We start from the raw sequence: 26,296 nt of genomic DNA on the forward strand, positions 1-26,296 counted from the left end.
AATGAAGAAAGTTCATTCAAAAAAAACACCAAGTGTGGTGGCGATAGCAAGAAGGATACACCTGTTCCCATGCCGAACACAGTAGTTAAGCTTCTTAGCGCCGATTGTAGTGAGGGGTTTCCCCTTGTGAGAGTAGGACGTCGCCACGCTTAAGTTTTTTATTTTTTTAATATTTATGGGGGCTTAGCTCAGCTGGGAGAGCGTCTGCCTTACAAGCAGAATGTCAGCGGTTCGATCCCGTTAGCCCCCATTTTTTTGAGCCGTTAGCTCAGTTGGTAGAGCATCTGACTTTTAATCAGAGGGTCACAGGTTCGAGCCCTGTACGGCTCATAAAAATATGCGGGTGTGGCGGAATTGGCAGACGCACTAGATTTAGGATCTAGCGCTTAACGGCGTGGGGGTTCGAGTCCCTTCACCCGCATTTTAAAAAAGAATAACCACATAAGGCCGGCTTAGCTCAGTTGGTAGAGCATCTGATTTGTAATCAGAGGGTCGAGGGTTCAAATCCTTTAGCCGGCATTAAAAATGCGGAAGTAGTTCAGTGGTAGAACATCACCTTGCCAAGGTGGGGGTCGCGGGTTCGAACCCCGTCTTCCGCTTTTCTCTATTATAGAGGAAAAGCCAGATTTCAGAGATGCCGGGGTGGCGGAACTGGCAGACGCACAGGACTTAAAATCCTGCGGTGAGTGATCACCGTATCGGTTCGATTCCGATTCTCGGCACTATTTATGCGCCCATAGCTCAATTGGATAGAGTGTTTGACTACGGATCAAAAGGTTGAGGGTTCGACTCCTTCTGGGCGCGCTTGTTTTATTTTCGGGAAGTAGCTCAGCTTGGTAGAGCACCTGGTTTGGGACCAGGGGGTCGCAGGTTCGAATCCTGTCTTCCCGATTGATATTGATGGGGGTTTAGCTCAGCAGGGAGAGCGCTTGCATGGCATGCAAGAGGTCAGCGGTTCGATCCCGCTAATCTCCATTTAATATATTTTGGCGGTGTAGCTCAGCTGGCTAGAGCGTCCGGTTCATACCCGGGAGGTCGGGGGTTCGATCCCCTTCGCCGCTATTTTTTTGAAAAAAGCCTGGACCTTTAGCTCAGTTGGTTAGAGCAGACGGCTCATAACCGTCCGGTCGTAGGTTCGAGTCCTACAAGGTCCATTGAGTGATCAATGGCTTTAAGGGCATTATTTTATGGAGGATTACCCAAGTCCGGCTGAAGGGAACGGTCTTGAAAACCGTCAGGTGTGTAAAAGCACGCAAGGGTTCGAATCCCTTATCCTCCTTTTTTTTAATATTATCGCGGGGTGGAGCAGTCAGGTAGCTCGTCGGGCTCATAACCCGAAGGTCACAGGTTCAAATCCTGTCCCCGCAATTGGTTCCGTGGTGTAGGGGTTAACATGCCTGCCTGTCACGCAGGAGATCGCGGGTTCGATTCCCGTCGGAACCGTCATTTCAAATTTTTAGGGAAGAAATTTCCTGCGGGTGTAGTTTAGTGGTAAAACCACAGCCTTCCAAGCTGTTGTCGCGAGTTCGATTCTCGTCACCCGCTTTTCCATTTTTATTATGGGCCCATAGCTCAGCTGGTTAGAGCGCACGCCTGATAAGCGTGAGGTCGATGGTTCGAGTCCATTTGGGCCCATAAAGTAATGGGGAAGTACTCAAGTGGCTGAAGAGGCGCCCCTGCTAAGGGTGTAGGTCGGGAAACTGGCGCGAGGGTTCAAATCCCTCCTTCTCCGTTTTACATTGTTTTAAATGGCCCGTTGGTCAAGCGGTTAAGACACCGCCCTTTCACGGCGGTATCACGGGTTCGATTCCCGTACGGGTCATGTTTCATTTATATTATCGCGGGGTGGAGCAGTCAGGTAGCTCGTCGGGCTCATAACCCGAAGGCCACAGGTTCAAATCCTGTCCCCGCAATTAAAGTAAAGGTTCCGTGGTGTAGGGGTTAACATGCCTGCCTGTCACGCAGGAGATCGCGGGTTCGATTCCCGTCGGAACCGCTTTTTGGCGCGGTAGCTCAGTTGGTAGAGCAACGGATTGAAGCTCCGTGTGTCGGCAGTTCGATTCTGTCCCGCGCCACTTCACTAAATTTTGCGGGTGTAGTTTAGTGGTAAAACCACAGCCTTCCAAGCTGTTGTCGCGAGTTCGATTCTCGTCACCCGCTCTTGTAACATTTGGGCCCATAGCTCAGCTGGTTAGAGCGCACGCCTGATAAGCGTGAGGTCGATGGTTCGAGTCCATTTGGGCCCATTAAAATTGAATTTTGAATTCTTGTTGGCCCGTTGGTCAAGCGGTTAAGACACCGCCCTTTCACGGCGGTAACACGGGTTCGATTCCCGTACGGGTCATCTAAAGGAATGCTTGTGGCATTCCTTTTTTTGTACCATTAAATATAAATTATCTAGGAAATCTGCTAAAAATAGGTATAATGAACTTCAAGGAGTGTGAGTAAAATGGTGGAGTATTTTGATATGGAAATAAATGATCGACTGATTCAACTAGCTATGTTTTTACCTGAGCAGCCGAAAGGAATTGTGCAAATCATTCACGGAGCCTTGGAGTACAAGGAACGGTATTTTCCTTTTGCGAAATTTCTAGAAGAGAATGGTTATGCAGTAGTTTTATCAGATAATCGTGGCCATGGTGGCTCAATTAATGAAAACCAGCCGGTGGGATTGATGGAAAGTTATCAAGAATTAATCGCCGATCAACTGGCAGTTTGTCATTTTGCTAAAGAAAAGGTTGCGGAAGTGCCACTTTATTTATTTGGTCATTCCTTTGGTTCGATTTTGGCGCGGTTATTTTTGCAGGAGCATGATGATGAAATTGAAAAACTGATTTTAACGGGAACAGTGAATTATATTCCGGTGGTGGCTGTTGGCCGCAAGTTATCGAAAATGTTTCTGAAAATATATGGAGCGCAAGGGCATTCTGCCTTGCTAGCTAAACTAACGGGAGATTTAGAAGCCAAAGATAATAGTTGGTTGTCTAATAATCCGGAGAACAACTTGAAAGCTAAAACGGATGAAAAAATGTTGAAGCAATATCCGGTGCAAACAAGTTTAACGATTTGGGAAAGTAATTATCAACTGAAACAAGTGCAAAATTTCCAATGTAAAAATCCTAATTTAGCTATTTTATCAATTGCTGGTGCTGAAGATAAAAAAATTACTGGTGGGACTAAAGGCCTCAATGATACAGTGGCCACTTTAAAGAAAATTGGTTATCAAAATGTGGAAAGTATCATTATGAGTGGGATGAAACACGAAGTATTAAATGAAATTGACAGTAAAACTGTCTTTGATCTCATTTTAAAATTTTTACAAAAGGCGGGAACTGATGGAAGAGTTGATTGAGCGCGTTAATTATCAAGGAAAAGAAATTATAATAGTGGGAACCAATCATGCCCAAGCGTCGTCTGCTGAAGTGGTGAAAGAAGTTATAGCTAAAGAGCTACCGGAAACCGTCTGTGTTGAACTGGATGAAAAACGTTATGCGGCTCGCTCAAATCAAAAAAATTGGGAAGAAACCGACATTATTCAAATTATTCGCCAAAAACAAACGATTCTTTTCTTTGTGCAACTTCTTTATGGAGCTTTACAAAAAAAGATGGCCCAAAAAATGGGTAGTCAAAAAGCCGGTGGTGATATGGAAGCGGCTCTTGCTAGTGCAAAAGAAATTGGCGCTAGCATTGAATTAGTAGATCGCGATATTCAAGTGACTTTTAAAAAAATGTGGCGTTCGCTATCTTTTTGGCAAAAAATTCGCCTGCCATTTATGGCCTTTGATAGCATTGATGAAGAAAAATTAACTGGAACGACACTAGAGGATTTTTATGAATCGGATTTAGTAGACTCAACTTTTTTAAGTTTGAAAGAGCAATTGCCGGGACCATATGAGGAACTCATTGAAAATCGGGATAGCTATTTATCTATGAAAATAAAAAATGCCCCCGGGAAAAAAATCGTCGCCGTGGTGGGTCGAGCTCATGTGCCAGGAATTATTGAAAAATTGCCGGAAAATATTGATTTGGTAGCGATGGACATCATTCCGAAAAAGAAATGGACGAGTAAGGTGATTAACTGGATCATTCCCGCATTACTGGTGGGTCTAGTTGCCTGGAGTTTTGTTGCTAGCGCTGAAACTGGTTGGAGACAGCTTTCTATCTGGTTGTTGTGGAATTCCGGCTTAGCGGCGCTTTTTACGGCTTTTACACTCCCTCATCCCCTGACAATACTGGTGGCCTTTGTCACAGCTCCCATTGGCACCTTGTCGCCAGTCTTAGCGGTGGGCTTTTTTACCGCCATCTCGGAAGCTTTCTTGAGAAAACCACGGGTGAAAGATTTTAATCATCTGCAAGAAGATGTGTTGCATGTAAAAAGTTTTTATAAAAATCGCGCCCTAAAAATTTTATTGATCTTTTTTGTTTCATCATTAGGTGGCGCTTTAGGAAATTTTATTGGCGGCTTACAAATGATTCGCAATTTATTTTAAATAAAAAATGATCCAACCTGATTTAAGCAAATCGGCGGGGTCATTTTTATTTTGAAATATTTTCTAAAGGTAGCAGAACTTCGGTGACAAAAAATCCTTCTTCGTATTGTCGATTAATCAGGCCGTGAAAATTTGCTACAAGAGTATTGACACGGCGAATTCCTAGTCCCCGTTTGTCATTTTTAGTAGAAGCGAAATCTGGCTTGATTGCTTGAGATAGCGGTCGGGCATTGGTGACGGAAATATATAATTGCTGTTCCAAAATGCCGATGTAAACCCGCAATAGGCGCTCTTTTAGCACGGGGATTTCGGCGTTTGCTTCAATGGCGTTGTCTAATAAATTGCCTAAAATCACCACCAAATCCACTTCATGAGCTAATGTTTGACTGCCGACAAAAACTTTGACGTTTTGGGGAATATTTAAACGGGTGGCAATCGTTAGCTTCGAGTTAACCACGGCGTCTAACATCGTGTTGCCGGATTTAACGATTTGATCAATCTCGCCTAAACTTTCGGCTAGTTCCGCTAAGTAATTTTGCGCTTGATTGACTTGGCCTGCTTGGAGTTGGGCGGATAAAGTTTGCAAATGATTATGATAATCATGGCGCCAACCGCGAATTTGGGCATACAAGTCATTAAGTTCCTGGACGTAATTAGCCATCATTTGATCCAGCGAGCGAGCGTAAATCATATCCGTTTCTTGATATAAAAAATGAACCAAAGAACGGGTCAAAGCTAGCAATAGAAAATAAATAAAAATTAAAAAAATTTGGACGACAGCTGTACTCAGGTAGAAAGTAACTAGAAGCGCGAGTGCTAGCGTGTAAAATAGAATTTGTGATTTGAGATTGAGGCGCGAAATGATTTCTTTGAAAAAAATCGCAATTAAAAGCCAGAGGTAAAGCGGAATAAATTGTGGCCAGAAAAATGTTAATCCGCCGCATAAAAAAGTGCCACCGATAAAAAGCCAATTGGCCGTAGAATAAATTTTTTTAAAAATCAGCGAAAAAAGGCCCAACACAATAAAACTTAAAGCTGGCCAGACAGTCCATAAAAAAATAAAAGATAGAAGGCTGGCTAGAGTTTGGACAAGTTTTCCTTTTTTAGCGATAAAATAAATAGTTACCGCCAGAAACAGGACGAATAAACTATTGATTATCATCAGCAATCCTCCGATAGTGGGCTAAAAGCTTCATTTTCACGTTTTGCTTTTGACTACGAGCAACTGGGATTTTGTCGCCATTTTGCATCACCAAGTCATTATCTAAAAAGCGCACCACATGCGCTAAATTCACTTTAAAACTGCGATGAACTTGCAGAAAGTTGTCGCTTAATTTGTCGTCAAAAGTTGATAACTTACTGTTGGTGGAAAATTCACCACGTTGGGTCACGATATGTAACGTGTGGCCGGTAATTTCTAAATACATAATTTCAAAAAGGGGTAAGTTGACCAGACCTTGAGTCAACGTTTGGATAGCAAGAGTAGGTTTTTTGGTACTTTTTTGAATTTTTAGCAAAAGAGCGGTTAGTTTTTCAGCCGAGATGGGCTTCATCACATAACCTGTGGCCCCCACGTCATAACCGTCAAAGACGTAATCGTCATAGTTAGATAAAAAAACGAGCGGCAAATGAGGATCCGTTTGGCGAATTTTTTTGGCAGTGTCCATCCCGGATAGCCCTGCGCCCAATTTAATATCTAGAAAAATAGCCGTAAAAATCGTTTGCTCTAAGGCAACAAGCAATTGCTCGCCGCTATTAAAAATAGTCAGCTCAAGGGTGAAATCAACAGGGAGTTCTTTTAAAAGTGTTTGAAATTGTTGCTGATAAATGGGATCGTCTTCAACGAGGGCAAGTTGCATAAAGGCTCCTTTCTTAAATTCGTTTTTGTATTTATTTTTAGTCTGACTTTAGTATAATACAAATGAGGTGAGGAAATGGAAAATCAGCGAAAAAAAGAATTGAAGCAAGCTTTTAAAATGCAGCCGACGTTTTATGGTGTCGTTCAAATTAAAAATAACGTCAATGGAAAAATTTTTATTGATGCGGTGGCGAACTTGAAAAATCGGTGGCAGTTTTATCAGCTGAATTTAAATTCAGGAAATTTTGGAAATCGGGCGCTGTTAGCTGACTGGCAAGAACAAAAAGGTGAAAATTTTTCTTACGAAGTGTTATGGGAAAAAGAAAATGCCGAAGTGAAAAATATGAAAGACGAGTTGCGACATTTAAAGAAATCTTGGCTGGAACAATTACAACCATTTGAAGAAGCCGGTTATCATCAACGGCGAGAACTCGATAAATAAAATAACGACTGCCAAAAATTTGGCAGTCGTTATTTTTTAAATTGTTTAGTCTAATTTTTTCCAAAAAACTTTTTCGTAATGCGTCGCAGCAATGAAAGCAGCTAAAACAATCCCTATAAGGACCAATAAATTGCCGACAATAGGCCAAATATTTGATAGTAAAGCGAGTAAAACAATGGCTAAGATGCCGACAAATGTCCCTACTAGTAAAACGAGCATTCGGGAGAAATTTCCGCCGCCACGAGAATACAATTGGGTAATATTTGTCCAATTTAAAGTTAGCAGACGATAATCACGGTAAAAAGCGTACCAAGAAAAGATAATGGTGCCAAGAAGATTACCAGCGACTAGACCAACAGTTAAAAACCACGGCAAATGTAAAGCAATCCCGCCAATCAGCATAATAACGCCCGTCAGCAGCCCTTGAAAACTAGCGGCAAACCAATATTTTATTTTTAAATAGTGGCGTAGTGAAAAGGGCAGACTTTTAATAAAATTAAAATTTTCCCGATCCAATGAAATAATCACCGAGACAATCGAAGCATTTCCAGTAGCTAGATAGGCAAATACTGCACCTACTAATACCGAGACGCCGGTGAATTTCCAGTCTAGTTGGCCTAAACCAAGGCCAGACGAAATGGCAAAGGGCATAATGAACGCCGCGGGGATAATAATACTTGAAGAAAAAAATTGCATCAGTAAGGTCGGATCTTTAATCAAATTAAAATTATACGTCAACAATTGGCGGCTAATTGTTTGTGGGGTGGTGTTTTCTTTGATTTTGTGGGCTTTTTTAGCCGGTGTAATGTTCGCTTGTAAATAAAATTTGGGAATGACTATTTTAACAATTAAAAATAAAAGTAAAGCTAGTAACGCCAGACAAGCGACGAAAATTAACAGACTAGTCAAAGTGGCTGGATGAACAGCTAATTGATGGAACGGGGCAAAAATCAAGAGCGTCGGTTGATCTTTTAAGACCAGCACACCTTGCGCGTCCGTTGTGTATTCCGAGGCATTATTAATATAAAAGATACCAGCGATCATTCCCAGGGAAGACAAAAACATCATAGCTGTGGAAAAAATAGATTTATGGCGCAAAAAAACTTTAGTTTGCGTTAGGCTGGCCACAACGAGCAAATAAAAAGAAAACATCAGCGCAAAAAAGAGGAAGAATAAAACTAGCGACCACAAGACAGCCACGGGTAGTAAAATATTACTTCTTAAAGTAGTGACAAGAAAAATAGCTAGAATCGGTAAAACAAATGGAAAAATAGTCACCGCCACAATACCGAATTTGGCAAAAAATACTTCGCTTTGTTTAAATGGTAACGGTAAATAATCTTCTAAATCGTGACTTTCGTAAAAGACATTATAAATCACCGAAACGCTTTGGGCAAAGGCCATTAAAGCAAAAAGCGCGAGATACATTGTGAAAAATCCGGGATAATTTGCCAAATCAATACTAATAAACATGACGGAGTAAGACAGGACAAAAATCACCGACAAAAGAATATATTGATTAAGAAGACTGCGGAATAATTTCCGACCTTTTTTACCTTTTTTCCGTTGTTGGTCCGTGGTTTGAGGATTGGCGTAAAGAAGATTAACATTAAAGAGAATCGCCAATTTTTTACGATTCATGGCTTTCCTCCACGTCTTCTAGCAAATGTCCTTCTTGCGATAATCGGCCGGCCATTTTCAAATAAATCGTTTCTAGTGATTCATTGGGAGATTGGGCCAGTAAATCATCCACGGAGCCGTTATATAATAGTTCGCCTTTTTTTAAAATCGCCAGTTCATCGCATAATTGTTGCGCGGTGTCTAAGACATGAGTCGAAAAAATAACGGTTTTTCCTTTTTCAACGTGTTGTTTCATGAGTGCTTTAAGATCAAAAGCCGCTTGCGGATCTAGTCCTTGCATTGGTTCGTCAAGAATCCAAACTTCCGGATCAGCTAATAAAGCGCCGATAATAATCACTTTTTGCCGCATCCCGTGGGAAAAACTGTTCAGCGTTTCATCTACATGATCATTCATATCAAACAAGGCGATCAATTCTTTTTGGTGATTAATCACTTGCACCGAATCAATTTCGTAAGCAGCTCTAATCAGTTGCCAGTATTCATTTGCCGACAATTGTAAAAATAAATCCGGCGTATCTGGCACATAGCCAATCATTTTTTTAATTTCGTGGCGATGTTCTTTTAGCGATAAATCATTGAAAAAAATCTCACCAGAAGTAGGTTCAATAATCGAAGTTAAACATTTTAAAGTGGTCGATTTTCCAGCGCCGTTATGGCCGAGAAAGCCAAAAATTTTACCAGCAGGAATTTCTAAAGTGAGATCTTTTAACGCGGTTGTTTGTTCATATTGTTTGGAAATATACTGAATTTGAATCATGAAAGAGCCTCCTTTTTAAATCTAGCTTGAGCCTACACTAAAAGTAGCGCGGGTGCAAGTACAATTTGCGCCTGTGCTATCTGTAATTTGGACGGTAAAATTTTTAAGCAGCAAGCTATAATGGGCGTTTGTTAAAATGAATCACTAATAAACAAGATAAAAAGCTGTCGGCTAATAATAAAAATCCAGCCACCCGGCCCCAAAAGTCATTCGCCGCGCCACTTGCCAATAACGCTACCCCGAAAATAAGGGAAGTAAAAGTATAAATTTTATTTGATTGTAAGATAAATTGTTCGGCGGGCACTTTCTTTTTTAACCAGCCGTTGACCAACAGACGCACGAGAAAATAACCGATAAATACAATGATTGTCATAAAAAATCCTCCTGCATTCAGTATACTTGTTTTTTCAAAAAGGGGAAATGTGCAAATCAGCTGGCGCCGAAAATAAAAAAAATCGTTGCAGTTTGAAATAGCCGCAACGATTTTTTTTATTTTTTTAAGGCGCGCAAGGCGTTTAAAACGGCGATTAAAGTTACACCGACATCAGCAAAGACGGCCAGACCCATGGAGACAATTCCAAAAGCCCCTAAAATCAGCACGATAAATTTCACGACTAAAGCAAAAATAATATTTTCCTTAACGATGCGCATCGTTTTTTGGGCAATTTGAATAGCTACCGGCAACCGGGTCAATTGATCTTCCATTAAGACTACATCCGAGGCTTCAATCGCCGCGTCACTGCCAAGACCCCCCATGGAAATACCCACATCGGCCCGGGCTAAAACCGGCGCATCATTTAAACCGTCCCCGACAAAAGCGACACTAGTATCGCTCTTAGCTAAAGTTTCTTCAAGGACCGCCACTTTATCTTGAGGCAACAGTTGACTATGAATTTCATCTAGTGGGACTTGTTTTTGAATGGATTCAGCCACTTGTTGCGTGTCGCCAGTTAGTAAAATTATTTTTTTGATACCCATTTTTTTAAGTTCGGAAAGAGCGGCGTTAGCTTCAGGTTTGATTTCATCTTGAATGACGAAATACCCTTGATAAATATTATCTTGGGCTACAAAAATAATGGTTCCTGTTTGATCAACAGTCGGTGTTTCGATTTTTCGATCAGTTAATAAGGCTTGTTTGCCGACTAAAATTTCCGTTCCTTGATAATTGGCAGTTAATCCAAAACCAATTTTTTCTTCAACTTCGGTCATGGGCAAAAGCGGCGCTTTATTTTCAGCTACTAGCACTTTACCAACCGGATGAGTAGAATGGACTTCCAAACTAGCGGCAAGTTGCAATAATTTTTCTGGTTCAGAGCTGACGATTTTTGTTAAAGCAAAATTACCTTTCGTCAAGGTCCCCGTTTTATCAAATAAAATTGTTTTAGTTTGCGCTAAATTTTCCAGAAAATGACTTCCTTTAATGAGGACACCATTTTTTGAAGCAGCGCCAATCCCGGCAAAAAAACTAAGCGGCACGGAAATAACTAGTGCACAAGGACAAGAAATGACTAGAAAAGTCAAAGCGCGATAAATCCATTCTGACCATGGTTGAGCGAAAAATAAGGGGGGAACGATACCGAGAATTGCTGCAAAAGCCACCACAATCGGCGTATAAATTCGAGCAAACTTAGTAATAAATTTTTCCGCCGGCGCTTTTTGACTGGTGGCATTTTCCACCAATTCTAAAATTTTACTAGCAGTGGAATGTTGATCATCTTTGGTGACTTCCATAGAAAATGGCGCATTGGTATTGACCATACCGGCTAAAACTTCGTCGCCTGCTTGAAAAAAGCGGGGGACAGATTCACCAGTTAAAGGGGCCGTATCAATTAGCGCGCCTGCTGCAATAATTTTTCCATCTAAAGGAATTTTTTCTCCCGGCAAAACTTTTAATTGTTGGCCGACTAAGATATTTTCTGGTTTGACATCAGATAGTTGACCATTATTTTGCAAATGGGCAATTTCTGGCCGCAATTGTAAAGCCGCTTGAATGGATTTGCGGGAATTATCAACGGCCAAATCTTGAAAATATTCTCCTAGTTCGTAAAAAAGCATCACGGCCACAGCTTCGGGGAACTCTTGAATAGAAAAGGCACCCAGTGTGGCGATGGACATCAGAAAATTTTCGTCAAAAACTTGTCCGCGGCGCAAATTAGAAAAAGCTTTTGCTAAAACGGGCCAGCCAATGACTAGATATAAAATGGCGTACAAAACAATCGTTACTATTTTCGGCAAGGCGATAAAATGCATAATGACTAGCGCCAAAAAAATGCCAATGATTTTAATCAGCGGTGATGTCGCCGATTTTTCATCAGTCGATGTACTGTTAGCCGCACTGCTGGATTTAGTAGCGGCATTTTTATTGATCAAGGTGACATCAGGCTCTACTTGGGTAATTTTTTCTTCAACGGCAATTAATTTTTCAGGACTAGTGGCAAATTGGATGGAACTTTGCGCAAAATTCACTGAGACGTTAGTGACGTCGGGCATTTTTTCAACAGCGCGCTCAATTTTTTCAGCACAACTAGCACAATCCAGACCTTTTAAATGAAATGAATAGTTCATACGATAGCCTCCTAAGTGAAACATATGAATCACTTTTCATTCTTAGTATATATGATAATTCATTCATATGTCAAGAGAAACCGATTTTATGCTACACTAAAAAGAAAAGGGGTGGATCAAATGAAAGTTGTATTTCATGTAGATGAGGCCGACAAGTGGCGGGAAGCCGAAAAAAATATTAAAAATTTATTGAGTGCCGCACCAGATTGCGAAATTATTTTACTGATTAATGGCGTCGCAGTGGAAGGATTTTATTTACCTTTTCATCAACAATTTATCGCCGAATTTCCTGGGGTAGAAATTCACGCCTGCCACAATGCGCTAAGTACGTATCATGTGAAGTTGGAAAATTTCCCGAAAAATGTTTCGATCGTACCAGCCGGCGTTCTTGATTTAATTGCACTTCAAGAAAAAGGTTTTGCTTATTTGAAACCATAAAAAAAGACCTGCCAAAATTAAATTTTTGACAGGTCTTTTTTTTATATACCAAAAGCCGGGTCATAGCCAACGATTGTTTTTTCATTTAATGTAAATGGGCGGAAAACTTTCACCATAAATGCCTCTGCCGGTACTTCAAACGGCGGGAAAATTTGCAAAGCATCGGCTGGTTGATAACCAAATTTTGGATAATAGTTGGCGTGACCTAAGACAATGCTACAGTCAAAATTAGTTTGGGCAATTTTGGCGTGGGCGGCTTCAATTAATTGACTGCCAATACCATGATGTTGCCACGCAGGTAAAACAGCTAGCGGTGCTAAAGCACAAGCATTTAAGTTTCCTACAGTTAGACGACTAAATTGAATAAAACCTGCCAGTTGTTTATTTTGTTGGAAATTTAATTGAGGGTCTCTGGAATTTTCTGTCGGGAGATCTAGTTTATGATCGCTTTCGGCTACTAAAGTAAATTGGGGCAAAGCTGAGGGGCTCGTCCATAAACGTTTGACTAGATTGTGTTCATCGTGATCGGTAAAAACTTCATCTGCAAAACTTTTTTGAACTAAGCGGATAATTTCTGGTAAATCTTCAGTAGTTGCTGGTCGAATATTCATCGTCATAACTCCTTGTTTTTTTAAAGTTAATGTAGAAAATTAATTAAAAAGCCATCCGTCAGTTGACAGATGGTTTTCATTTTAAAAATAGAGCAGTCCTAAACCAACTAAATAAAATAAATTCAGCGCGATTTCAGCTTTAAGAAAATGATTTTGGCGAAACGTAAAAAAGGTGGCAATCACTAAAAAGACAGCGAAACTCACCACGCGCCATAAATCAAAAAAGTCATAACTATAATGTAAGTAAAAAATACCGACTAAACTTAATAGCGTGCTAAGAGCAAAACCAATTACAAAAATTGACTTGCGATTGCGCTGGGAAACTTGTCCTTGCTGGAATAGCGTTAAAGTCAGGCTAGCTAAAAGGGCAGGCAATAAGGCGGTGATTTGATGAATATCAAAAAAAATCGGTGCCTTCATTAAAAACAATAAATTTAGCACAAGCCCTTTAAAAATCGGATTAAGCAACGTGTAATAAAAACTATCTAAATAAAAATATTGTTTCGAGTTGGCTAATGTTTGAAAGAGTTCATAGCCAAATAAAATCAGGGCAAATTGCCATTGCGTTTGGCTAGCAAAGAAAATAATTAAGACGGAACAGATTAAAAGTTTAATTCCGTAAGCTACCATAGGAAATCTAGTTTGTTTTTTATATTGCATTCGGACAGTAAGCTCGCTGAAATTAGAGACGAATAAATAAAAAATCAATAAGGCAGCGCCTTGCCAATTTTCGCCGTCTTGTTGGTGGTACAGTAAAACGCCAGGCAAAATGCTGAGTGCGGTTTGTAATAAGACGAGTAAGAAAAGAATGGAGACGGAAATGTTTTTTTTGGCAGGTAGACTTTCTTGCATGGGCGGCCCTCCTTTTTATCAATTATCTTCTATGTTAAGGAAAAAAAAGTTCCCCGTCAATGCTTTTTAAACTTAGGAGCGGATTTTTTAAAATCTTCAAGCATTTTTAAGCAACTTCTGTTATACTTTAGCTCGTTACAAAGTTCCCGAGAGGATGCTTATTGCAGCTGCCTTGTAACCGGAAAATTATTAAGGGGGAATACCAAATGTCCGAAAAAAAATTATTTACTTCTGAATCGGTGTCAGAAGGTCATCCAGACAAAGTCGCCGATCAAATTTCTGATGCTATTTTAGATGCTATTTTAACCGAGGATCCCATGGCGCGCGTCGCCTGTGAAACTTCGGTGACCACCGGAATGGTTTTAGTTTTTGGAGAAATTTCTACCACAGCTAAAATTGATTTGCAAAAAATTGTGCGCCAAACGATTAAAGAAATCGGTTATACGCGAGCAAAATTTGGTTTCGATGGGGATTCAGTAGCCGTCTTGTCCGCTTTAGATGAACAAAGCCCAGATATTGCTCAAGGTGTTGACGCTGCAATAGAGACTCGCGGGGAAGATGCGGAAAATCTTGGCGCCGGCGATCAAGGTTTAATGTTTGGTTTTGCTGTTGATGAAACGCCAGAACTGATGCCTTTACCGATTGCTTTAAGTCATCGACTAGTGCGACGTCTTGCTTATTTAAGAAAAATTCAGCACGTTTCTTTTCTACGTCCCGATGCCAAAAGCCAAGTGACAGTAGAATATGATGAAAATCAACAACCAGTCCGCGTGGATACGGTAGTGATTTCAACTCAACACGATCCAGATATCGATTACGAAACGTTGAAAAAATTTGTGATGGAAGAAGTCATTCAAAATGAAATTCCAGCAGATTTACTCGATGATCAAACAAAATATTTTATTAATCCAACTGGCCGTTTTGTCATTGGCGGACCTCAAGGCGATGCCGGTTTAACTGGTCGGAAAATTATTGTCGACACGTACGGCGGATATGCTCGCCACGGCGGCGGTGCGTTTTCTGGAAAAGATGCGACTAAAGTTGATCGCTCAGCAAGTTATGCTGCCCGGTACATTGCTAAAAATATTGTCGCAGCAGACCTCGCTCGTAAAGTTGAAATTCAACTAGCCTATGCCATTGGTGTGGCGGAACCAGTTTCTATTAATATTGATACATTTGGTACTGGTGAAGTAAGCGAAGAAGCTTTAGTTAAAGCCGTTCGCAAAAATTTTGACTTGCGTCCTTCTGGCATTATTAAAATGCTGGATTTACGTCGTCCAATTTATCGCCAAACAGCTGCTTACGGTCATTTTGGTCGGACAGATGTCGATTTACCTTGGGAACATTTAGATAAAGTCGAAGATTTACTGCATAGTCTAGGCAAATAAAAAAATCTCCAACACGCAACTTCAGTAGAAGGACGTGTTGGAGATTTTTTTTAAAAATTAGGATGGTTCTGTTTTTGTTCTTTTAATAGAGGTAAAAGTTGACTAGCTTTTATTTCTTCTGATTTTTCTACCCCGAAGCCTGCCGGTTGTTTTTCAGCCGGGTCATTTTTGAAGCGATAATCAGTGTATAATTTTTTGCCGTCTTTTTCTTCATAGAAGGCCCAAATGTTTTCATTCCCAATATCGGCGATATCCGCAATCAGTTCAACAATCAATTCTTGTAAATCATCATAGAAACGCATTTTTTTCTCCTTTATAGTCCTATTTTTAAATTGTAAATTAGTAAAATAAAAAAACTACAAATTCTTATTACTAAGAACTTTGTAGTCTTAAAGAAAAGCGGGTGACGAGAATCGAACTCGCGACGTGAGCTTGGGAAGCTCATGTTTTACCACTAAACTACACCCGCAACAACGAAATTAATTATACCTTACGAAAAAATCTTTAGCAAGAGATATTTTTTCGAAACTTTTTTAAAGAAATTGAAAATATTTTTGAAATCGTTATAAATTTAGCGATTTTTGTTTGTGGTTTCCACCGCTTTCTTGTATGATAGACTTGTGAAAGAAATAGAGGTGGAAAAGATGGGTTATACAGACGAAACAGTACGCTTTGATTTTGATGATAGCAAAAAACGGGAAATTTCCGAAACGTTAACTACCGTTTACCAAGCATTGGCTGAAAAAGGGTACAATCCAATTAATCAAATTGTCGGCTATCTTTTATCAGGAGACCCGGCTTACATTCCTCGTTACCAAGACGCGCGGAACTTAATTCGCCGTCATGAACGCGATGAAGTAATGGAAGTGCTAGTTAAATCATATTTAGAAAATCATGGAGTGAATGTCAAATGAGGATCATGGGACTAGATGTCGGCTCAAAAACAGTCGGCGTTGCTGTCAGTGATCCTTTGGGCTGGACCGCTCAAGGATTAGAAATTGTCCGGATTGATGAGGCAACCGAAAAATTTGGCTTTGAACGAGTAGCGGAGTTAGCTGCCCAATACGAAGTCGAACTTTTTGTTGTCGGACTGCCGAAAAATATGAATAACACCATCGGACCACGAGCCGAAGCATCCCAAAGATATGGCGCGGCCTTAGAAAAATTAACAGGTCTTCCGATTTTTTATCAAGATGAACGTCTAACCACCGTTCAAGCGGAAAAAATGTTAATTAATGAAGGAAATGTTTCCCGCCAAAAACGCAAGAAAGTTATCGACAAGTTGGCTGCTGTGATGATTTTGCAAAATTATTTAGACGGCCACCAACAATAAAGGAAATTAAAGGAGAGATAATAATGAGCCACGAACACGAAGGGCACGACCACAATCACGATCACGAAGGACATGACCATAATCATGAAGAAAAAGAATTCATCACTTTAGTCGACGACGAAGGAAATGAATCACTATACGAAATTTTATTGACTGTTGACGGTCAAGAAGAATTCCAAAAAAATTATGTTTTAGTTTATCCAGCAGGAATTGACGAAGACGACGATACTGAAATTGAGTTGCAAGCTTATGCCTACACTGAAAACGACGACGGCACTGAAGGCGAACTTGAAGAAATCGAAACCGATGCTGAATGGGACATGATTGAAGAAGTTTTCAACACCTTTATGGCTGACGAAGACGAAGAATAAACTTTTGAAAGTAAACTCTGGGTGACCAGGGTTTATTTTTTTTGGAGAAAACTAGGATAGGAGCAAGTTGTTATACATTGTCTGATGAAGCTTCTGCATTAAATAACTTTGTAGATTATTCAGGTTCTAAATTCAATTATTCATAAAAATCACTACTTTTGAAAGTAATGTTCAAAAATGTAAGCGGTTGACCAAACTTTTTTTTTTCAGTATCTTGGAAGTATCAGAAAGGGTGGTTTATATGTATCATGAAGAATTAAAAAAATTTCCGGAAAATTTTTTGTGGGGAGCTGCATCGGCAGCCTATCAAATTGAAGGAGCAGCAACACTAGATGGTAAGGGTCCATCAATTTGGGATGAATTTTCTAAAATTCCTGGTAAAACTTTTGCCGGGACTAATGGTGATGTAGCTATTGACCATTATCATCACTACAAAGAAGATGTAGCTTTAATGAAAGAATTAGAGTTAAAAACGTATCGATTTAGTGTGAGTTGGAGCAGAATTTTGCCAAATGGTAGTGGAGAAGTTAATGCAGCTGGATTGAAGTTTTATGAAAACTTGATTGATGAGTTGTTGGAAAATAAAATTGAACCTGTTCTAACGCTTTATCATTGGGATTTACCGCAAACATTGCAGGATAATTATAATGGCTGGGAAGGTCGTGAAACAATTACGGCTTTTCTTGAATACTGTGAGATTTTATTTGATTCTTTTGGTAAGAAAGTAAAATATTGGGTCACTTTTAACGAACAAAATGTATTTACTTCTTTAGGTTATCGTTGGGCCGGTCATCCGCCAATGGTGACAAATTTGAAAAGAATGTACGCGGCCAATCACCTGGTTAACTTGGCAAATGCACGAGCTATTAAATTATTCCATCAGAAAGTACCTCAAGGATTCATTGGCCCAAGTTTTGGTTATGGGCCGATATATCCTGCCACAAGTAATCCAGAAGATGTTCTGGCTGCGGAAAATGCAGATAGTTTTAATAATCGTTGGTGGATGGATGTTTATTGTCACGGTCGTTACCCTAAATTTGCTTTGAATACGCTGAAAAAATTTCAAATAGCTCCAACTATTACCGCTGAAGACGAACTCGTTTTGCAAGATAAGGATAGTCATCCAGATTTTTTAGGTATCAATTATTATCACGGCGGAACAGTTGCCCAAAATCGAATTGAGAAACCAACAGCTAATCAACGCGAATTTTCTAAAACAGATCCGTACTTAATGCAAGAAAAAGATTTACAAAGTCAAAATCCAGAGACATTGATGTTCCAAAATGTTGAAAATCCTTATTTAAAAAAAACGGATTGGGGCTGGGAAATTGATCCTGTCGGTTTTAGAGTAGCTTTGCGACGGGTTTACGCTGAATATAATTTGCCATTATTTATTACTGAAAATGGTTTGGGTGCTAAAGATGAATTAACTGAAGATAAGAAAGTACACGATTCTTATCGGATAAATTATTTACAAACACACTTAGTTGAAGTACAAAAGGCAATAAGTGATGGGGTAGATATAATCGGTTATTGCGCTTGGTCATTTTCTGATTTGCTAAGTTGGTTGAATGGTTATCAAAAACGATATGGTTTTGTTTATGTTGATCGTAACGATCAAGAAGAAAAAAATTTGGAACGTATCAAAAAAGACAGTTTCTATTGGTATCAACAAGTCATTCAAGCTAATGGAATTGATTTTAAATAGTAGATGAAAAATAAAGCTAGAGGAAAGTAGGAGAATACATGTGGAATGAATTTGTTAATAATTTAATTCAACAGTTGACTGTAAATGAAAAAGTAAGGCTTCTTTCCACCAAACAGCGAGCAGTACCGCGGTTGCATATTAGAGAATATAATATCGGCGGTGAAGCAGCTCATGGAGTGGTCGACCGATCTGGCGAGCCAACCACAAGTTTTCCATTGCCTTTAGGACTAGCACAAACGTGGAATCCACAACTTTTACAAAAAATTGGTAACGCCATTGGTCAAGAAGCACGTATTAAATATTTACAAAGTGATCGAAAAAGTTGGTTGACTCTATGGGCTCCAACTATCGATTTGGAACGGGATCCACGTTGGGGTCGCAATGAAGAGGGCTATGGAGAAGATCCTTTCTTAACAGGCGAGTTATCTCAACAACTAATCATCGGTATGCAAGGTACAGATGAAAAATATATCCAAATGGCTGCTGCTCCCAAACATTTTTTTGCAAATAATAATGAAGATGGACGAGTAGATACGAGTAATTTCGTGCCACTGAAAGTTCAGGAAGAATTTTATTTAAAATCATTTGAAAAAGCCATCACTAAAGGAAGAGCGCGCTCATTGATGACAGCTTACAACGGGGTTAATGGTGTTCCAGCTATGCAGATGCCGGAAATACAAACTATTTTACGAGATCGGTGGGATTTTCCTGGTTTCATTGTTAGTGATGGAGGAGCATTAACCTTAAATGTAGAAAACTATCATTATTTTGACGATTATCCACATGCGGTAGCGGCAGCTCTAAAAGCTGGAATAGATTGTTTCGTAGATGACTCTGAAAAAGTAGAAGAAGCTGCTACAAAAGCCTTATCAAAAGGATTGATCAATGAAGTCGATTTAAATCGGGCGGTTGGTCGAATCTTAACTGTTCGAGCTGAACTAGGTCATTTTACTAGTGACAATCCTTACGATAAAGTTGATCGGCAATTATTAAATAGTTCAGTTCATAATGATTTAGCTAAACAAGCTACCCAAGAAGGCACGGTGTTATTAAAAAATCAGAACAACTTTTTACCTTTATCTACTAAAGAAAAAGTCGCTGTATTAGGACCTTTGGCTGACGATTTTACACGAGATTGGTACGGAGGAACACCTGCCAAATTTACGACGATAGCTCAGGGGGTTTCCAAACTTTGGAAAGAGCAATTTATTGGTAGTAAATCTGGTCATGACCAAGTAGAGATTTCTATTGATGGTCTAAGTTTGGCGATGAAAGAGGGAAAACTACAAAGCGGCAATGCACAAACTTTTTTAAAAGAAAGTTGGACGAGTGATTCATTCGTTTTAAAAGATCAAAAAAATAATCGCTACTTAGCTTTTGATGACGAAGAACAAAAAGCTTTTGTCCATCATCAAAGTGAATTATATGATTGGTTTATGAAGGAAACGTGGCAAGAAAAAGGCGGTCATTTTGTTAATTGGTCGGGTCAAGATATAGGTTTAGTCGATAATGTAGTTCGATGCGGAAAAACGCAAGGCGTAATTTCTCAAAAAGTTGTGGTTTCCGGACAATCCGAAACCGTTCAATTAGCTCAGCAAGCAGATAAAGTAATTCTGGTACTGGGAAATCATCCGATGTTTGGCGCTAAAGAAGAAATTGATCGGAAAAACTTATCATTACCTAAACATCAACAAGAACTTTTAGAAGCTATTTATGCGGTCAATCCAAACATCGTTTTAATTATTATGGGAGGTTATCCGTTTGATTTAAGCTGGGCCATAGAGCACGTACCGGCTATTTTATTTACAACTCACGGCAGTCAAGCCATTGGAGATGCAATAGCGGAAATTTTAGCTGGGGAAAGTGCACCTACAGGAAAATTAACGCAAACTTGGGTGAAAAATATCGAAGATTTACCAGCAATCACTAATTATGATTTACTCAAATTTCCTCATACTTATCATCAGTTTTCTAAATCTGTTTTATTCCCATTTGGTTTTGGGAAAACATATGGTTCTTTAAAGATACTTCAATTAGAAAACTGGCAAGAAGCACCTAAAAATTGGCAAGTAACTTTTGTTTTAGAAAACAAAGAGCTATATCCAGTCACAGAGACGGTTCAAATCTATTTGACGAATCAAGAGCAGTCATTCTTACCACAAAAAAAATTGATTTCATTTGAAAAAGTAAAAATATCAGGACAACAAAAGAAACGAGTGACCTTAACTATTTCCAAGGACGATCTCACCTATTATGAACTACACAAGATGAGCTTTGAACCTTTAAGCGGTACGCTGCATTTATTTGCAGGATTCTCGAGTATAGACCAACAAGTTAGCTGGGAATTTACAAACGGACTAGCTGTCAAACGTCCGATTAGAATTAGTTCGAAAGAGCTTTCAATTTTTACTTTTGATAGCTATAATAAGTGTACGATTGAAACCGATGACAAGTATCAACGAACGGTTTTAATTCAGGCGAAAGGATCGATTTTATATAATGGGCTTGAAGAAAATCTAGGAAACTTTCAACTAACCGCTCACAGTTTAGTCCATCAGAAAATTTGGATTAACGAGGAAGAATTTGTTCTCCAACCTGGATTGAACCAAGTGAAATTCACTTTAAAATCTAGTGTTTTAAAAATATCGGTCAGTCGCGAGTTGAGATTAGAAAAAATTTCAAAAAAATAAATTGGAGGTAAAAACAATGCGAGTCTTTAAACCAAAAACAATTAAACAACGGTTTTTGATTATTTTTACTCTCATTGTTTTACCGCTTGTTTTAGTAGGTCTAAGTTTTACTTTCAGTATTAAAAATGAAATCCTTGAAGCCAAAGAAAAAGACGGGCTCGTGGAGATGGAACGGATAAAAGTTAATTTAGAAGAGAAACTTAATTCAGTCATTCAAATTTCTAACTGGATTTATCAAGATGCTGATCTAACGGATTTGATTTTAACTCATTATAACAACCCGCAAGAAATGATTTTCGGATATGAAGAGTTTGACTCTTTTGATGTTTATCTACGTTATTACAATGTTATTTCCAATATTCGGTTTTTTATTAATAATGATTCGATGCTTAGTAATTCTAACTTTGTCTTATCGACTTCAAATATTCTGGAGCAGACTTGGTATCAAAATGCCGTTAGTGATCATGGACGAATTCGTTGGGCAAAGATTCAAGATCCAATCACTAAATTGGAAGAACTAGCTTTAATTCGTTCAGTCTGGAATAAAGAAGGGGTTTTTCTTGGTGTAGTAACACTTTTTATCAATCAATTAGAAATCAGAGATATTGTGTCACCTTCTTCCGTAGAAAATTTTGTGACCTTGGATCAAATTTCACTCGACTTTCAACAAAAGTCACTTTTTAATAAATCAGAAATTCAACAAGTTAGAAATCTTTCTTTTGAGACTGACTCTTCATCTTCAGATGTAATTATTAATAAAAGTGATAGCGAACGCCATTACTTTAAAGTAAACATTGAGTTGCAACAATCATTTTTAACAAATTTTTCTTTATACGGTATAGTCGAACAGCGCCAACTAATTCGCGAGGTAAATCAAACGATGACAAAAAGTTACGGCATCATTTTAGCTGTATTAGTCATTGTTTTAGGTGTCATCTTTTTTTTCACCCATACTTTTAACCAACGAGTATTAATGCTCAAAAATTCAATGGATAAAGTAGCGGCGGGTAACTTTATTATTCCTGAAAAGATTACCGGTTCTGATGAAATTACTGATATTTATCAAAAGTTATATGCCACGATGAAAAGCATGCAAGATTTGCTAGAAGAGCACTATGAATATCAATTACAGGAAAAGAATTGGCAAATTATGCAAAAAGACTCTGAATTTAAAGTATTGGCTAGTCAAATTAACCCGCATTTTTTATACAATACGCTAGAGATGATTAGAATGAAAGCTGTTATTAATCAAGATTTAGAAGTAGCTACTAGCGTGAAATTACTCAGCAAATTATTACGTCGCTCGTTAGAAACAAATTTGGCTGATACAATTACAATCGCTGAAGAGCTGACTGGTGCTCGTTTATATTTGGAAATTCAAAAAATCCGTTATCAGGATAAGTTGATTTACGAAATTTCTAGCAATGTTAATGAAGAAGAATACCTCACTTTACCTTTAATTTTGCAACCATTGGTGGAGAATTCATTTTCCCATGGTATCGAATTAAAGAATGGTCCAGCGTTTGTAGGAATTCATATTTTGGATGTAAAAGACAAAATACTTATTAAAGTTGTTGACACAGGGAGTGGTATGACGCCAGAAAAATTATTCGAAGTAATGGAAAATTTAAATGAAAAAAACCGAACAAAACACTTCGGAATGGCTAATGTCCATCAAAGACTGACTTATCGTTTTGGTCCGGCATATGGTTTACGGATTGAAAGTATTTTACATGAAGGAACAATTATTGAAATTTGGTTGCCAAAAATCAAAAAGGGGGCAGAATAATGAAGCAAGTATTAATTGTTGATGATGAGCCAGCAATCCAAGAAGGTCTTCCGCTATTAATTGATTGGAAAAGTCTGGGTTATGAAATTTGTGCTGTTGCTCCTAATGGAAAAGAAGGGTTGGCGGCGATTAAAAAGTTTCAACCTGATGTAGTAATTACTGATATTCGGATGCCAATCTTAACTGGCTTAGAAATGTTGAAAGAAGCTCAAAAGCAAGGGCACACTGACTTTTATGCTATTATCTTGTCGGGTTATTCTGATTTTTCTTATGCTAAAGAAGCAATTCATATAGGTGCGGCTAGTTATTTATTAAAACCAATCGATGAAGACGAGCTAATCGAGATTTTAAAAAAAATTAGTCAAGAAAATCGTGATTTTTCTCCAAAAAATGACACCCAAATTTTATTCGCCAAAATTTTTGGCAATGATCAAAGTGGCTACTTACGTTTTGGATTTATTCGCAATTTCCGGGTTCAAAGCCAAGAAGTCGCTCAACAGTTAAAAACAATTGGTGAATCCGAGGGTTTTTCAGTAGTCATATTAGGACATGTAGAATTTTTCCATGTGCTTTTTTTAAGTAAAGAAGAACCGAACGATTTACGACTCCCAATGCAAATTCAAAAAATTGACCACCAAGAAATATTAATTTCAAATTGGCTGACAACAGATAAAAATTTACAAGAGGTATATGATCAAATTCGTTTTTTGGGAAATTATACTTTTTTGTACCCTAATCAACACCTAGTTTATGATCAAGTTTTACGTCGCCAAAAAAATTCAATATTCAATTTTTCAATGAAAAAAATAGCTGAAGCACTGGTAATTGATAAGAGTCTAAGTACGATACTTGCAACATATTGGGAGCATTTTACTTTAGTACCCGTCACTAGCCAAGAAATTTGTTGGCAGGTTCAAAAAGATTATGAGCAAGTTGAGAAGTATTTGCAAAGTGAAAAAGGAATGAGCATTCAAGAAGTTAATTTTTACAATGAAATAAAAAGCTTAGCTAGCATTGATCAAGTGAAAGAAGTTGTGAATGAAAAATATTTCTTGCTATTGGCACAAGTTCAAGCCGAACTAAATAGCTCTAATATCGTAGCCCGCATTCAAAAATATTCTGCTGAACATTTAAGTGAAGATCTTAGCCTAAAAAAAATGGCCGAGCTGTTCAATTACAATCGGGCTTACTTGGGGAAAAAATTTACCCGCCAAGTGGGACAAAACTATTTGGATTATCTTGAAGAAGTAAGAATGGAAAAAGCACAACAACTTTTACAAACGAGTAACTTGATGGTTTATGAAATTGCAGAAATGGTAGGAATTCCAAACGTTGATTATTTTTACAAGAAATTCAAAGCTTTTTTTCATGCCTCTCCCAATGATTTTCGTGGAGGTCAAATATGAAAGTAAGTAATTTATATACATTATTAACAAAACTAGGAAGTCTGTTTATTTTAAATCTCTTGTTTTTAATCAGCAATTTACCACTTTTTATCCTCTTTTTACTGATTCCTTTTTCGTTAGAACATATTTTATTCTTTTTTTTAGCTTCACTAACATTAGGCCCTAGCATTACTGCATTACAAGCTACAGTGGGGCGGTATTTGCGAGAGCAAGATTGGACTATTTGGAAAACATACTTCAACGATTATCGGCAAAATTTCCGCCAAGCCTTTTTACTTGGTCTGATTTTTCTCACTTTATTTACCGTGATTTTTGTGGATATACTATTCCATTTGGAAAAAGGAAATGGAATTATGATGTTAGGAATGGGCCTTTTATTAATTTTGGTCATGATGGTTTACTTGGGACAAAGTGCAGTTTTAGGCCGTTTTGAAATGAAGTTTATCAATTTAATGAAAATTGCACCTTATATAATGTATCGTCATTTTCCACGACTATTTTTAAGTGCTTCAAGTTTAATGATTCTTCTAGCTGCCTTATATTATCTACCTAGTATTGCAGTTCTAGTGGGTTTTGCCCTTTGTGGTTATCTAATGATGAAAGAGTTGAACAAGATGTTAAAAAATTTAGCAAAGGAGTTTCAAATCGAATGAAAAAATATCTTTTGGTTTTTCTAGCATTCCTTTGTTTAGCAGGTTGCGCGAAAAATAATCAAAGTGCCGCCTCAGACTCGGAGGTAATTTTGAATACTGAGTCATTAACAAAACTTTCGATTATAAAAAATGGATCGACGATTAATTTACAAAAAGGATCTAGTTGGGAAGTAGAACAAGTAGCAGATTCTGTAGCAGATTACTTCGTTGAAAAATTAGGTAAAGTCCGAGGCAAGAAAGTATCCGAAGTAAAAGATTATCAATCCTTGTACTCTGTGAGAACGCCAGAAATTGAAGGCCAAATTTTAAAAAAAGATACAAGCTACTTTTTTAAAAAAGGCCGACAATTTTATGAACTAGCAAATGTTGCCCCAATTCTTGCAAATTATGATGAAATTCTATTTACTGGTCAGCCAATTCAAAGTGTTATGATGGAAGGCCTCAGTCAAATGACTTTTGAACAGGGAACAGATGAAGAGTTTACCTTAGCTAAAGAAAGTAAATTATCCAAAATTGAATCTGCTCCTTTTATTGGAGGCTGGTTTTTAGTTAATCATTATACGCAAGATTTTTCTGTGGCTTATGATCAAGGAGAGGAATTACTGATTAATGTTACAAATTTTCGGGGAAAAGTGATTACCGATTCTCTACCAGAAGAAAATTTACAGCAACAGTTTTCCATGAATGAGCAGATTTTTAAATTATACCAAGTAGACGGGAAATATTATCTAAAAGATGCTTTAAATCGAGTTTGGCAACTACCAGACTATCAAGGGAAACTATTAGAGATGCATCCATTCAACTTAATCGATCGCTTCTTAGCATTGATTATGGCTGATGCATTAGATAAATTAACTATTCAAACAGAAGATCAAACCTGGAAAATTTCTAGTACACATACTTTAAACGCCGATCAAACGAAAATTCAGTCGGAATTTTTTGTTGGTGATCAAAAAATAAATGAAGAATCGTTTAGAAAAGTCTATCAATATATCGGTGTTTTAAGTGCTGATTTTGAATATCAAGGAGAAACTTATCAAAAAGATCCCCAGTATAGTCTCACTTATGATTTTACAAGTGAGGGCCAAAGTCAGCAGCGAAACTTAAAATTTTTCCCGCTTACTGACGATGAGGACCGGTTAGCTGTTGAAAAGGACGGTGTGATTGACTTTATTTGCAATCAAAGTCAAGTAGCAGAAATGATTAAGCAAATACAAACGTTAGTAAAAAAATAATTTTCAAAGAGCAGGTCTGGCTGATCTAGCCAAAACTGTTTTTATTTCCAGAAAGAATGAATCCGCTAC

Annotated in this window: 23 protein-coding genes, 25 tRNA genes, 1 rRNA gene and 1 riboswitch; of the genes, 39 read left to right on the plus strand and 10 right to left on the minus strand. The window is 38.3% G+C overall.

The window, feature by feature from the left end:
• The first annotated feature begins 33 nt into the window (after window positions 1-33).
• From rrf to BQ5341_RS03030, 27 genes are all read left to right on the plus strand, one after another.
• A 5S ribosomal RNA gene (gene rrf / locus BQ5341_RS02900) occupies window positions 34-149 on the plus strand.
• Between the two features lie 28 nt (window positions 150-177).
• Window positions 178-250, plus strand: a tRNA-Val gene (locus BQ5341_RS02905).
• A 7-nt stretch (window positions 251-257) separates the two neighbouring features.
• Window positions 258-330, plus strand: a tRNA-Lys gene (locus BQ5341_RS02910).
• 9 nt (window positions 331-339) lie between these two features.
• Window positions 340-421: transfer RNA gene (locus BQ5341_RS02915), tRNA-Leu, on the plus strand.
• A gap of 25 nt (window positions 422-446) precedes the next feature.
• Window positions 447-519: transfer RNA gene (locus BQ5341_RS02920), tRNA-Thr, on the plus strand.
• Between the two features lie 8 nt (window positions 520-527).
• A tRNA-Gly gene (locus tag BQ5341_RS02925) sits at window positions 528-599 on the plus strand.
• A 37-nt stretch (window positions 600-636) separates the two neighbouring features.
• Window positions 637-722, plus strand: a tRNA-Leu gene (locus BQ5341_RS02930).
• Between the two features lie 8 nt (window positions 723-730).
• Window positions 731-804, plus strand: a tRNA-Arg gene (locus BQ5341_RS02935).
• Window positions 805-817: 13 nt separating this feature from the next.
• Window positions 818-891, plus strand: a tRNA-Pro gene (locus BQ5341_RS02940).
• Between the two features lie 11 nt (window positions 892-902).
• Window positions 903-975 (plus strand) — tRNA-Ala (locus tag BQ5341_RS02945).
• 13 nt (window positions 976-988) lie between these two features.
• A tRNA-Met gene (locus BQ5341_RS02950) sits at window positions 989-1,062 on the plus strand.
• 18 nt (window positions 1,063-1,080) lie between these two features.
• Window positions 1,081-1,154, plus strand: a tRNA-Ile gene (locus BQ5341_RS02955).
• Between the two features lie 35 nt (window positions 1,155-1,189).
• A tRNA-Ser gene (locus tag BQ5341_RS02960) sits at window positions 1,190-1,279 on the plus strand.
• Window positions 1,280-1,294: 15 nt separating this feature from the next.
• Window positions 1,295-1,368: transfer RNA gene (locus BQ5341_RS02965), tRNA-Met, on the plus strand.
• A 2-nt stretch (window positions 1,369-1,370) separates the two neighbouring features.
• Window positions 1,371-1,443: transfer RNA gene (locus BQ5341_RS02970), tRNA-Asp, on the plus strand.
• A 31-nt stretch (window positions 1,444-1,474) separates the two neighbouring features.
• Window positions 1,475-1,545: transfer RNA gene (locus BQ5341_RS02975), tRNA-Gly, on the plus strand.
• 16 nt (window positions 1,546-1,561) lie between these two features.
• Window positions 1,562-1,635, plus strand: a tRNA-Ile gene (locus BQ5341_RS02980).
• A 9-nt stretch (window positions 1,636-1,644) separates the two neighbouring features.
• Window positions 1,645-1,732, plus strand: a tRNA-Ser gene (locus tag BQ5341_RS02985).
• Window positions 1,733-1,750: 18 nt separating this feature from the next.
• Window positions 1,751-1,822: transfer RNA gene (locus BQ5341_RS02990), tRNA-Glu, on the plus strand.
• A gap of 17 nt (window positions 1,823-1,839) precedes the next feature.
• Window positions 1,840-1,913: transfer RNA gene (locus BQ5341_RS02995), tRNA-Met, on the plus strand.
• A 10-nt stretch (window positions 1,914-1,923) separates the two neighbouring features.
• A tRNA-Asp gene (locus tag BQ5341_RS03000) sits at window positions 1,924-1,996 on the plus strand.
• Window positions 1,997-2,002: 6 nt separating this feature from the next.
• Window positions 2,003-2,075: transfer RNA gene (locus BQ5341_RS03005), tRNA-Phe, on the plus strand.
• A gap of 14 nt (window positions 2,076-2,089) precedes the next feature.
• Window positions 2,090-2,160, plus strand: a tRNA-Gly gene (locus BQ5341_RS03010).
• 12 nt (window positions 2,161-2,172) lie between these two features.
• Window positions 2,173-2,246: transfer RNA gene (locus BQ5341_RS03015), tRNA-Ile, on the plus strand.
• 26 nt (window positions 2,247-2,272) lie between these two features.
• A tRNA-Glu gene (locus BQ5341_RS03020) sits at window positions 2,273-2,344 on the plus strand.
• A 105-nt stretch (window positions 2,345-2,449) separates the two neighbouring features.
• Window positions 2,450-3,352, plus strand: a complete 903-nt coding sequence (locus BQ5341_RS03025) for an alpha/beta fold hydrolase (RefSeq protein ID WP_205408731.1) — start codon at window positions 2,450-2,452, stop codon at window positions 3,350-3,352.
• Complete coding sequence (locus BQ5341_RS03030; RefSeq protein ID WP_071130570.1) at window positions 3,336-4,490, plus strand: TraB/GumN family protein; 1,155 nt, start codon at window positions 3,336-3,338, stop codon at window positions 4,488-4,490. Before BQ5341_RS03025 ends, BQ5341_RS03030 begins: the two co-directional genes overlap by 17 nt.
• A 46-nt stretch (window positions 4,491-4,536) precedes the next feature.
• Here BQ5341_RS03030 and BQ5341_RS10640 read toward each other — a convergent pair whose 3' ends face one another.
• Both BQ5341_RS10640 and BQ5341_RS03040 read right to left on the minus strand, forming a co-directional pair.
• Entirely contained in the window at window positions 4,537-5,652 is a 1,116-nt protein-coding gene (locus tag BQ5341_RS10640) for a sensor histidine kinase (protein ID WP_235836363.1), read from the minus strand.
• On the minus strand, window positions 5,639-6,349 hold the full coding sequence (locus BQ5341_RS03040; RefSeq protein ID WP_071130571.1) for a LytR/AlgR family response regulator transcription factor: 711 nt from the start codon (window positions 6,347-6,349) through the stop codon (window positions 5,639-5,641). The genes BQ5341_RS10640 and BQ5341_RS03040 overlap by 14 nt, the downstream gene beginning before the upstream one ends.
• Before the next feature lie 75 nt (window positions 6,350-6,424).
• On the opposite strand from BQ5341_RS03040, the gene BQ5341_RS03045 reads away from it, so the two are divergent.
• A complete protein-coding gene (locus BQ5341_RS03045; RefSeq protein ID WP_071130572.1) occupies window positions 6,425-6,790 on the plus strand; it encodes a GIY-YIG nuclease family protein in 366 nt (121 codons plus the stop codon).
• Between the two features lie 45 nt (window positions 6,791-6,835).
• On the opposite strand, the gene BQ5341_RS03050 is transcribed toward BQ5341_RS03045, so the two are convergent.
• From BQ5341_RS03050 to BQ5341_RS03065, 4 genes are all read right to left on the minus strand, one after another.
• The gene (locus BQ5341_RS03050; RefSeq protein ID WP_071130573.1) at window positions 6,836-8,431 is read right to left on the minus strand and encodes a hypothetical protein; all 1,596 of its coding nucleotides are present in this window, start codon (window positions 8,429-8,431) and stop codon (window positions 6,836-6,838) included.
• Entirely contained in the window at window positions 8,421-9,188 is a 768-nt protein-coding gene (locus BQ5341_RS03055; RefSeq protein WP_071130574.1) for an ABC transporter ATP-binding protein, read from the minus strand. The genes BQ5341_RS03050 and BQ5341_RS03055 overlap by 11 nt, the downstream gene beginning before the upstream one ends.
• 115 nt (window positions 9,189-9,303) lie before the next feature.
• Window positions 9,304-9,561, minus strand: a complete 258-nt coding sequence (locus BQ5341_RS03060; protein ID WP_071130575.1) for a hypothetical protein — start codon at window positions 9,559-9,561, stop codon at window positions 9,304-9,306.
• 116 nt (window positions 9,562-9,677) lie between these two features.
• Window positions 9,678-11,753, minus strand: coding sequence for a heavy metal translocating P-type ATPase (locus tag BQ5341_RS03065; protein WP_071130576.1), 2,076 nt, complete (start codon window positions 11,751-11,753; stop codon window positions 9,678-9,680).
• 120 nt (window positions 11,754-11,873) lie between these two features.
• Between BQ5341_RS03065 and BQ5341_RS03070 the strand changes: the two genes are divergently transcribed.
• Complete coding sequence (locus BQ5341_RS03070; protein WP_071130577.1) at window positions 11,874-12,191, plus strand: DsrE family protein; 318 nt, start codon at window positions 11,874-11,876, stop codon at window positions 12,189-12,191.
• 41 nt (window positions 12,192-12,232) lie between these two features.
• Here BQ5341_RS03070 and BQ5341_RS03075 read toward each other — a convergent pair whose 3' ends face one another.
• Entirely contained in the window at window positions 12,233-12,802 is a 570-nt protein-coding gene (locus tag BQ5341_RS03075) for a GNAT family N-acetyltransferase (RefSeq protein ID WP_071130578.1), read from the minus strand.
• Between the two features lie 81 nt (window positions 12,803-12,883).
• Window positions 12,884-13,654 carry a hypothetical protein gene (locus BQ5341_RS03080; RefSeq protein ID WP_071130579.1) on the minus strand — a complete coding sequence of 257 codons (771 nt, stop codon included), beginning with the start codon at window positions 13,652-13,654 and terminating at the stop codon, window positions 12,884-12,886.
• A gap of 130 nt (window positions 13,655-13,784) precedes the next feature.
• A riboswitch (SMK box riboswitch) is annotated at window positions 13,785-13,863 on the plus strand.
• Here BQ5341_RS03080 and metK point away from each other — a divergent pair.
• Complete coding sequence (metK, locus tag BQ5341_RS03085; protein WP_071130580.1) at window positions 13,861-15,042, plus strand: methionine adenosyltransferase; 1,182 nt, start codon at window positions 13,861-13,863, stop codon at window positions 15,040-15,042. (Overlaps the previous riboswitch by 3 nt.)
• A 50-nt stretch (window positions 15,043-15,092) precedes the next feature.
• Here the strand turns inward: metK and BQ5341_RS03090 are convergent, their stop codons facing one another.
• Together BQ5341_RS03090 and BQ5341_RS03095 are read right to left on the minus strand one after the other, a co-directional pair.
• Entirely contained in the window at window positions 15,093-15,344 is a 252-nt protein-coding gene (locus BQ5341_RS03090; RefSeq protein WP_071130581.1) for a hypothetical protein, read from the minus strand.
• A 96-nt stretch (window positions 15,345-15,440) separates the two neighbouring features.
• Window positions 15,441-15,511: transfer RNA gene (locus BQ5341_RS03095), tRNA-Gly, on the minus strand.
• Between the two features lie 175 nt (window positions 15,512-15,686).
• Here BQ5341_RS03095 and BQ5341_RS03100 point away from each other — a divergent pair.
• From BQ5341_RS03100 to BQ5341_RS03140, 9 genes are all read left to right on the plus strand, one after another.
• A complete protein-coding gene (locus BQ5341_RS03100; protein WP_071130582.1) occupies window positions 15,687-15,956 on the plus strand; it encodes an IreB family regulatory phosphoprotein in 270 nt (89 codons plus the stop codon).
• Entirely contained in the window at window positions 15,953-16,375 is a 423-nt protein-coding gene (ruvX, locus tag BQ5341_RS03105; RefSeq protein WP_071130583.1) for a Holliday junction resolvase RuvX, read from the plus strand. The genes BQ5341_RS03100 and ruvX overlap by 4 nt, the downstream gene beginning before the upstream one ends.
• A gap of 23 nt (window positions 16,376-16,398) precedes the next feature.
• Entirely contained in the window at window positions 16,399-16,746 is a 348-nt protein-coding gene (locus BQ5341_RS03110; RefSeq protein ID WP_071130584.1) for a DUF1292 domain-containing protein, read from the plus strand.
• Between the two features lie 241 nt (window positions 16,747-16,987).
• Entirely contained in the window at window positions 16,988-18,454 is a 1,467-nt protein-coding gene (locus BQ5341_RS03115; protein WP_071130585.1) for a glycoside hydrolase family 1 protein, read from the plus strand.
• Window positions 18,455-18,492: 38 nt separating this feature from the next.
• On the plus strand, window positions 18,493-21,144 hold the full coding sequence (locus BQ5341_RS03120) for a glycoside hydrolase family 3 C-terminal domain-containing protein (protein ID WP_071130586.1): 2,652 nt from the start codon (window positions 18,493-18,495) through the stop codon (window positions 21,142-21,144).
• Between the two features lie 16 nt (window positions 21,145-21,160).
• Complete coding sequence (locus BQ5341_RS03125) at window positions 21,161-22,933, plus strand: sensor histidine kinase (RefSeq protein WP_071130587.1); 1,773 nt, start codon at window positions 21,161-21,163, stop codon at window positions 22,931-22,933.
• Window positions 22,933-24,339, plus strand: coding sequence for a response regulator transcription factor (locus tag BQ5341_RS03130; protein WP_071130588.1), 1,407 nt, complete (start codon window positions 22,933-22,935; stop codon window positions 24,337-24,339). The genes BQ5341_RS03125 and BQ5341_RS03130 overlap by 1 nt, the downstream gene beginning before the upstream one ends.
• Complete coding sequence (locus BQ5341_RS03135; RefSeq protein ID WP_071130589.1) at window positions 24,336-24,992, plus strand: DUF624 domain-containing protein; 657 nt, start codon at window positions 24,336-24,338, stop codon at window positions 24,990-24,992. Before BQ5341_RS03130 ends, BQ5341_RS03135 begins: the two co-directional genes overlap by 4 nt.
• Window positions 24,993-25,081: 89 nt before the next feature.
• Window positions 25,082-26,227 (plus strand): hypothetical protein, encoded by a 1,146-nt coding sequence (locus tag BQ5341_RS03140; protein WP_158661730.1) that lies wholly within the window; start codon window positions 25,082-25,084, stop codon window positions 26,225-26,227.
• The last annotated feature ends 69 nt before the right edge of the window (window positions 26,228-26,296 follow it).

Origin of the sequence: Enterococcus timonensis, from assembly GCF_900104595.1 — a bacterium.
GTDB lineage: Bacteria > Bacillota > Bacilli > Lactobacillales > Enterococcaceae > Enterococcus_J > Enterococcus_J timonensis.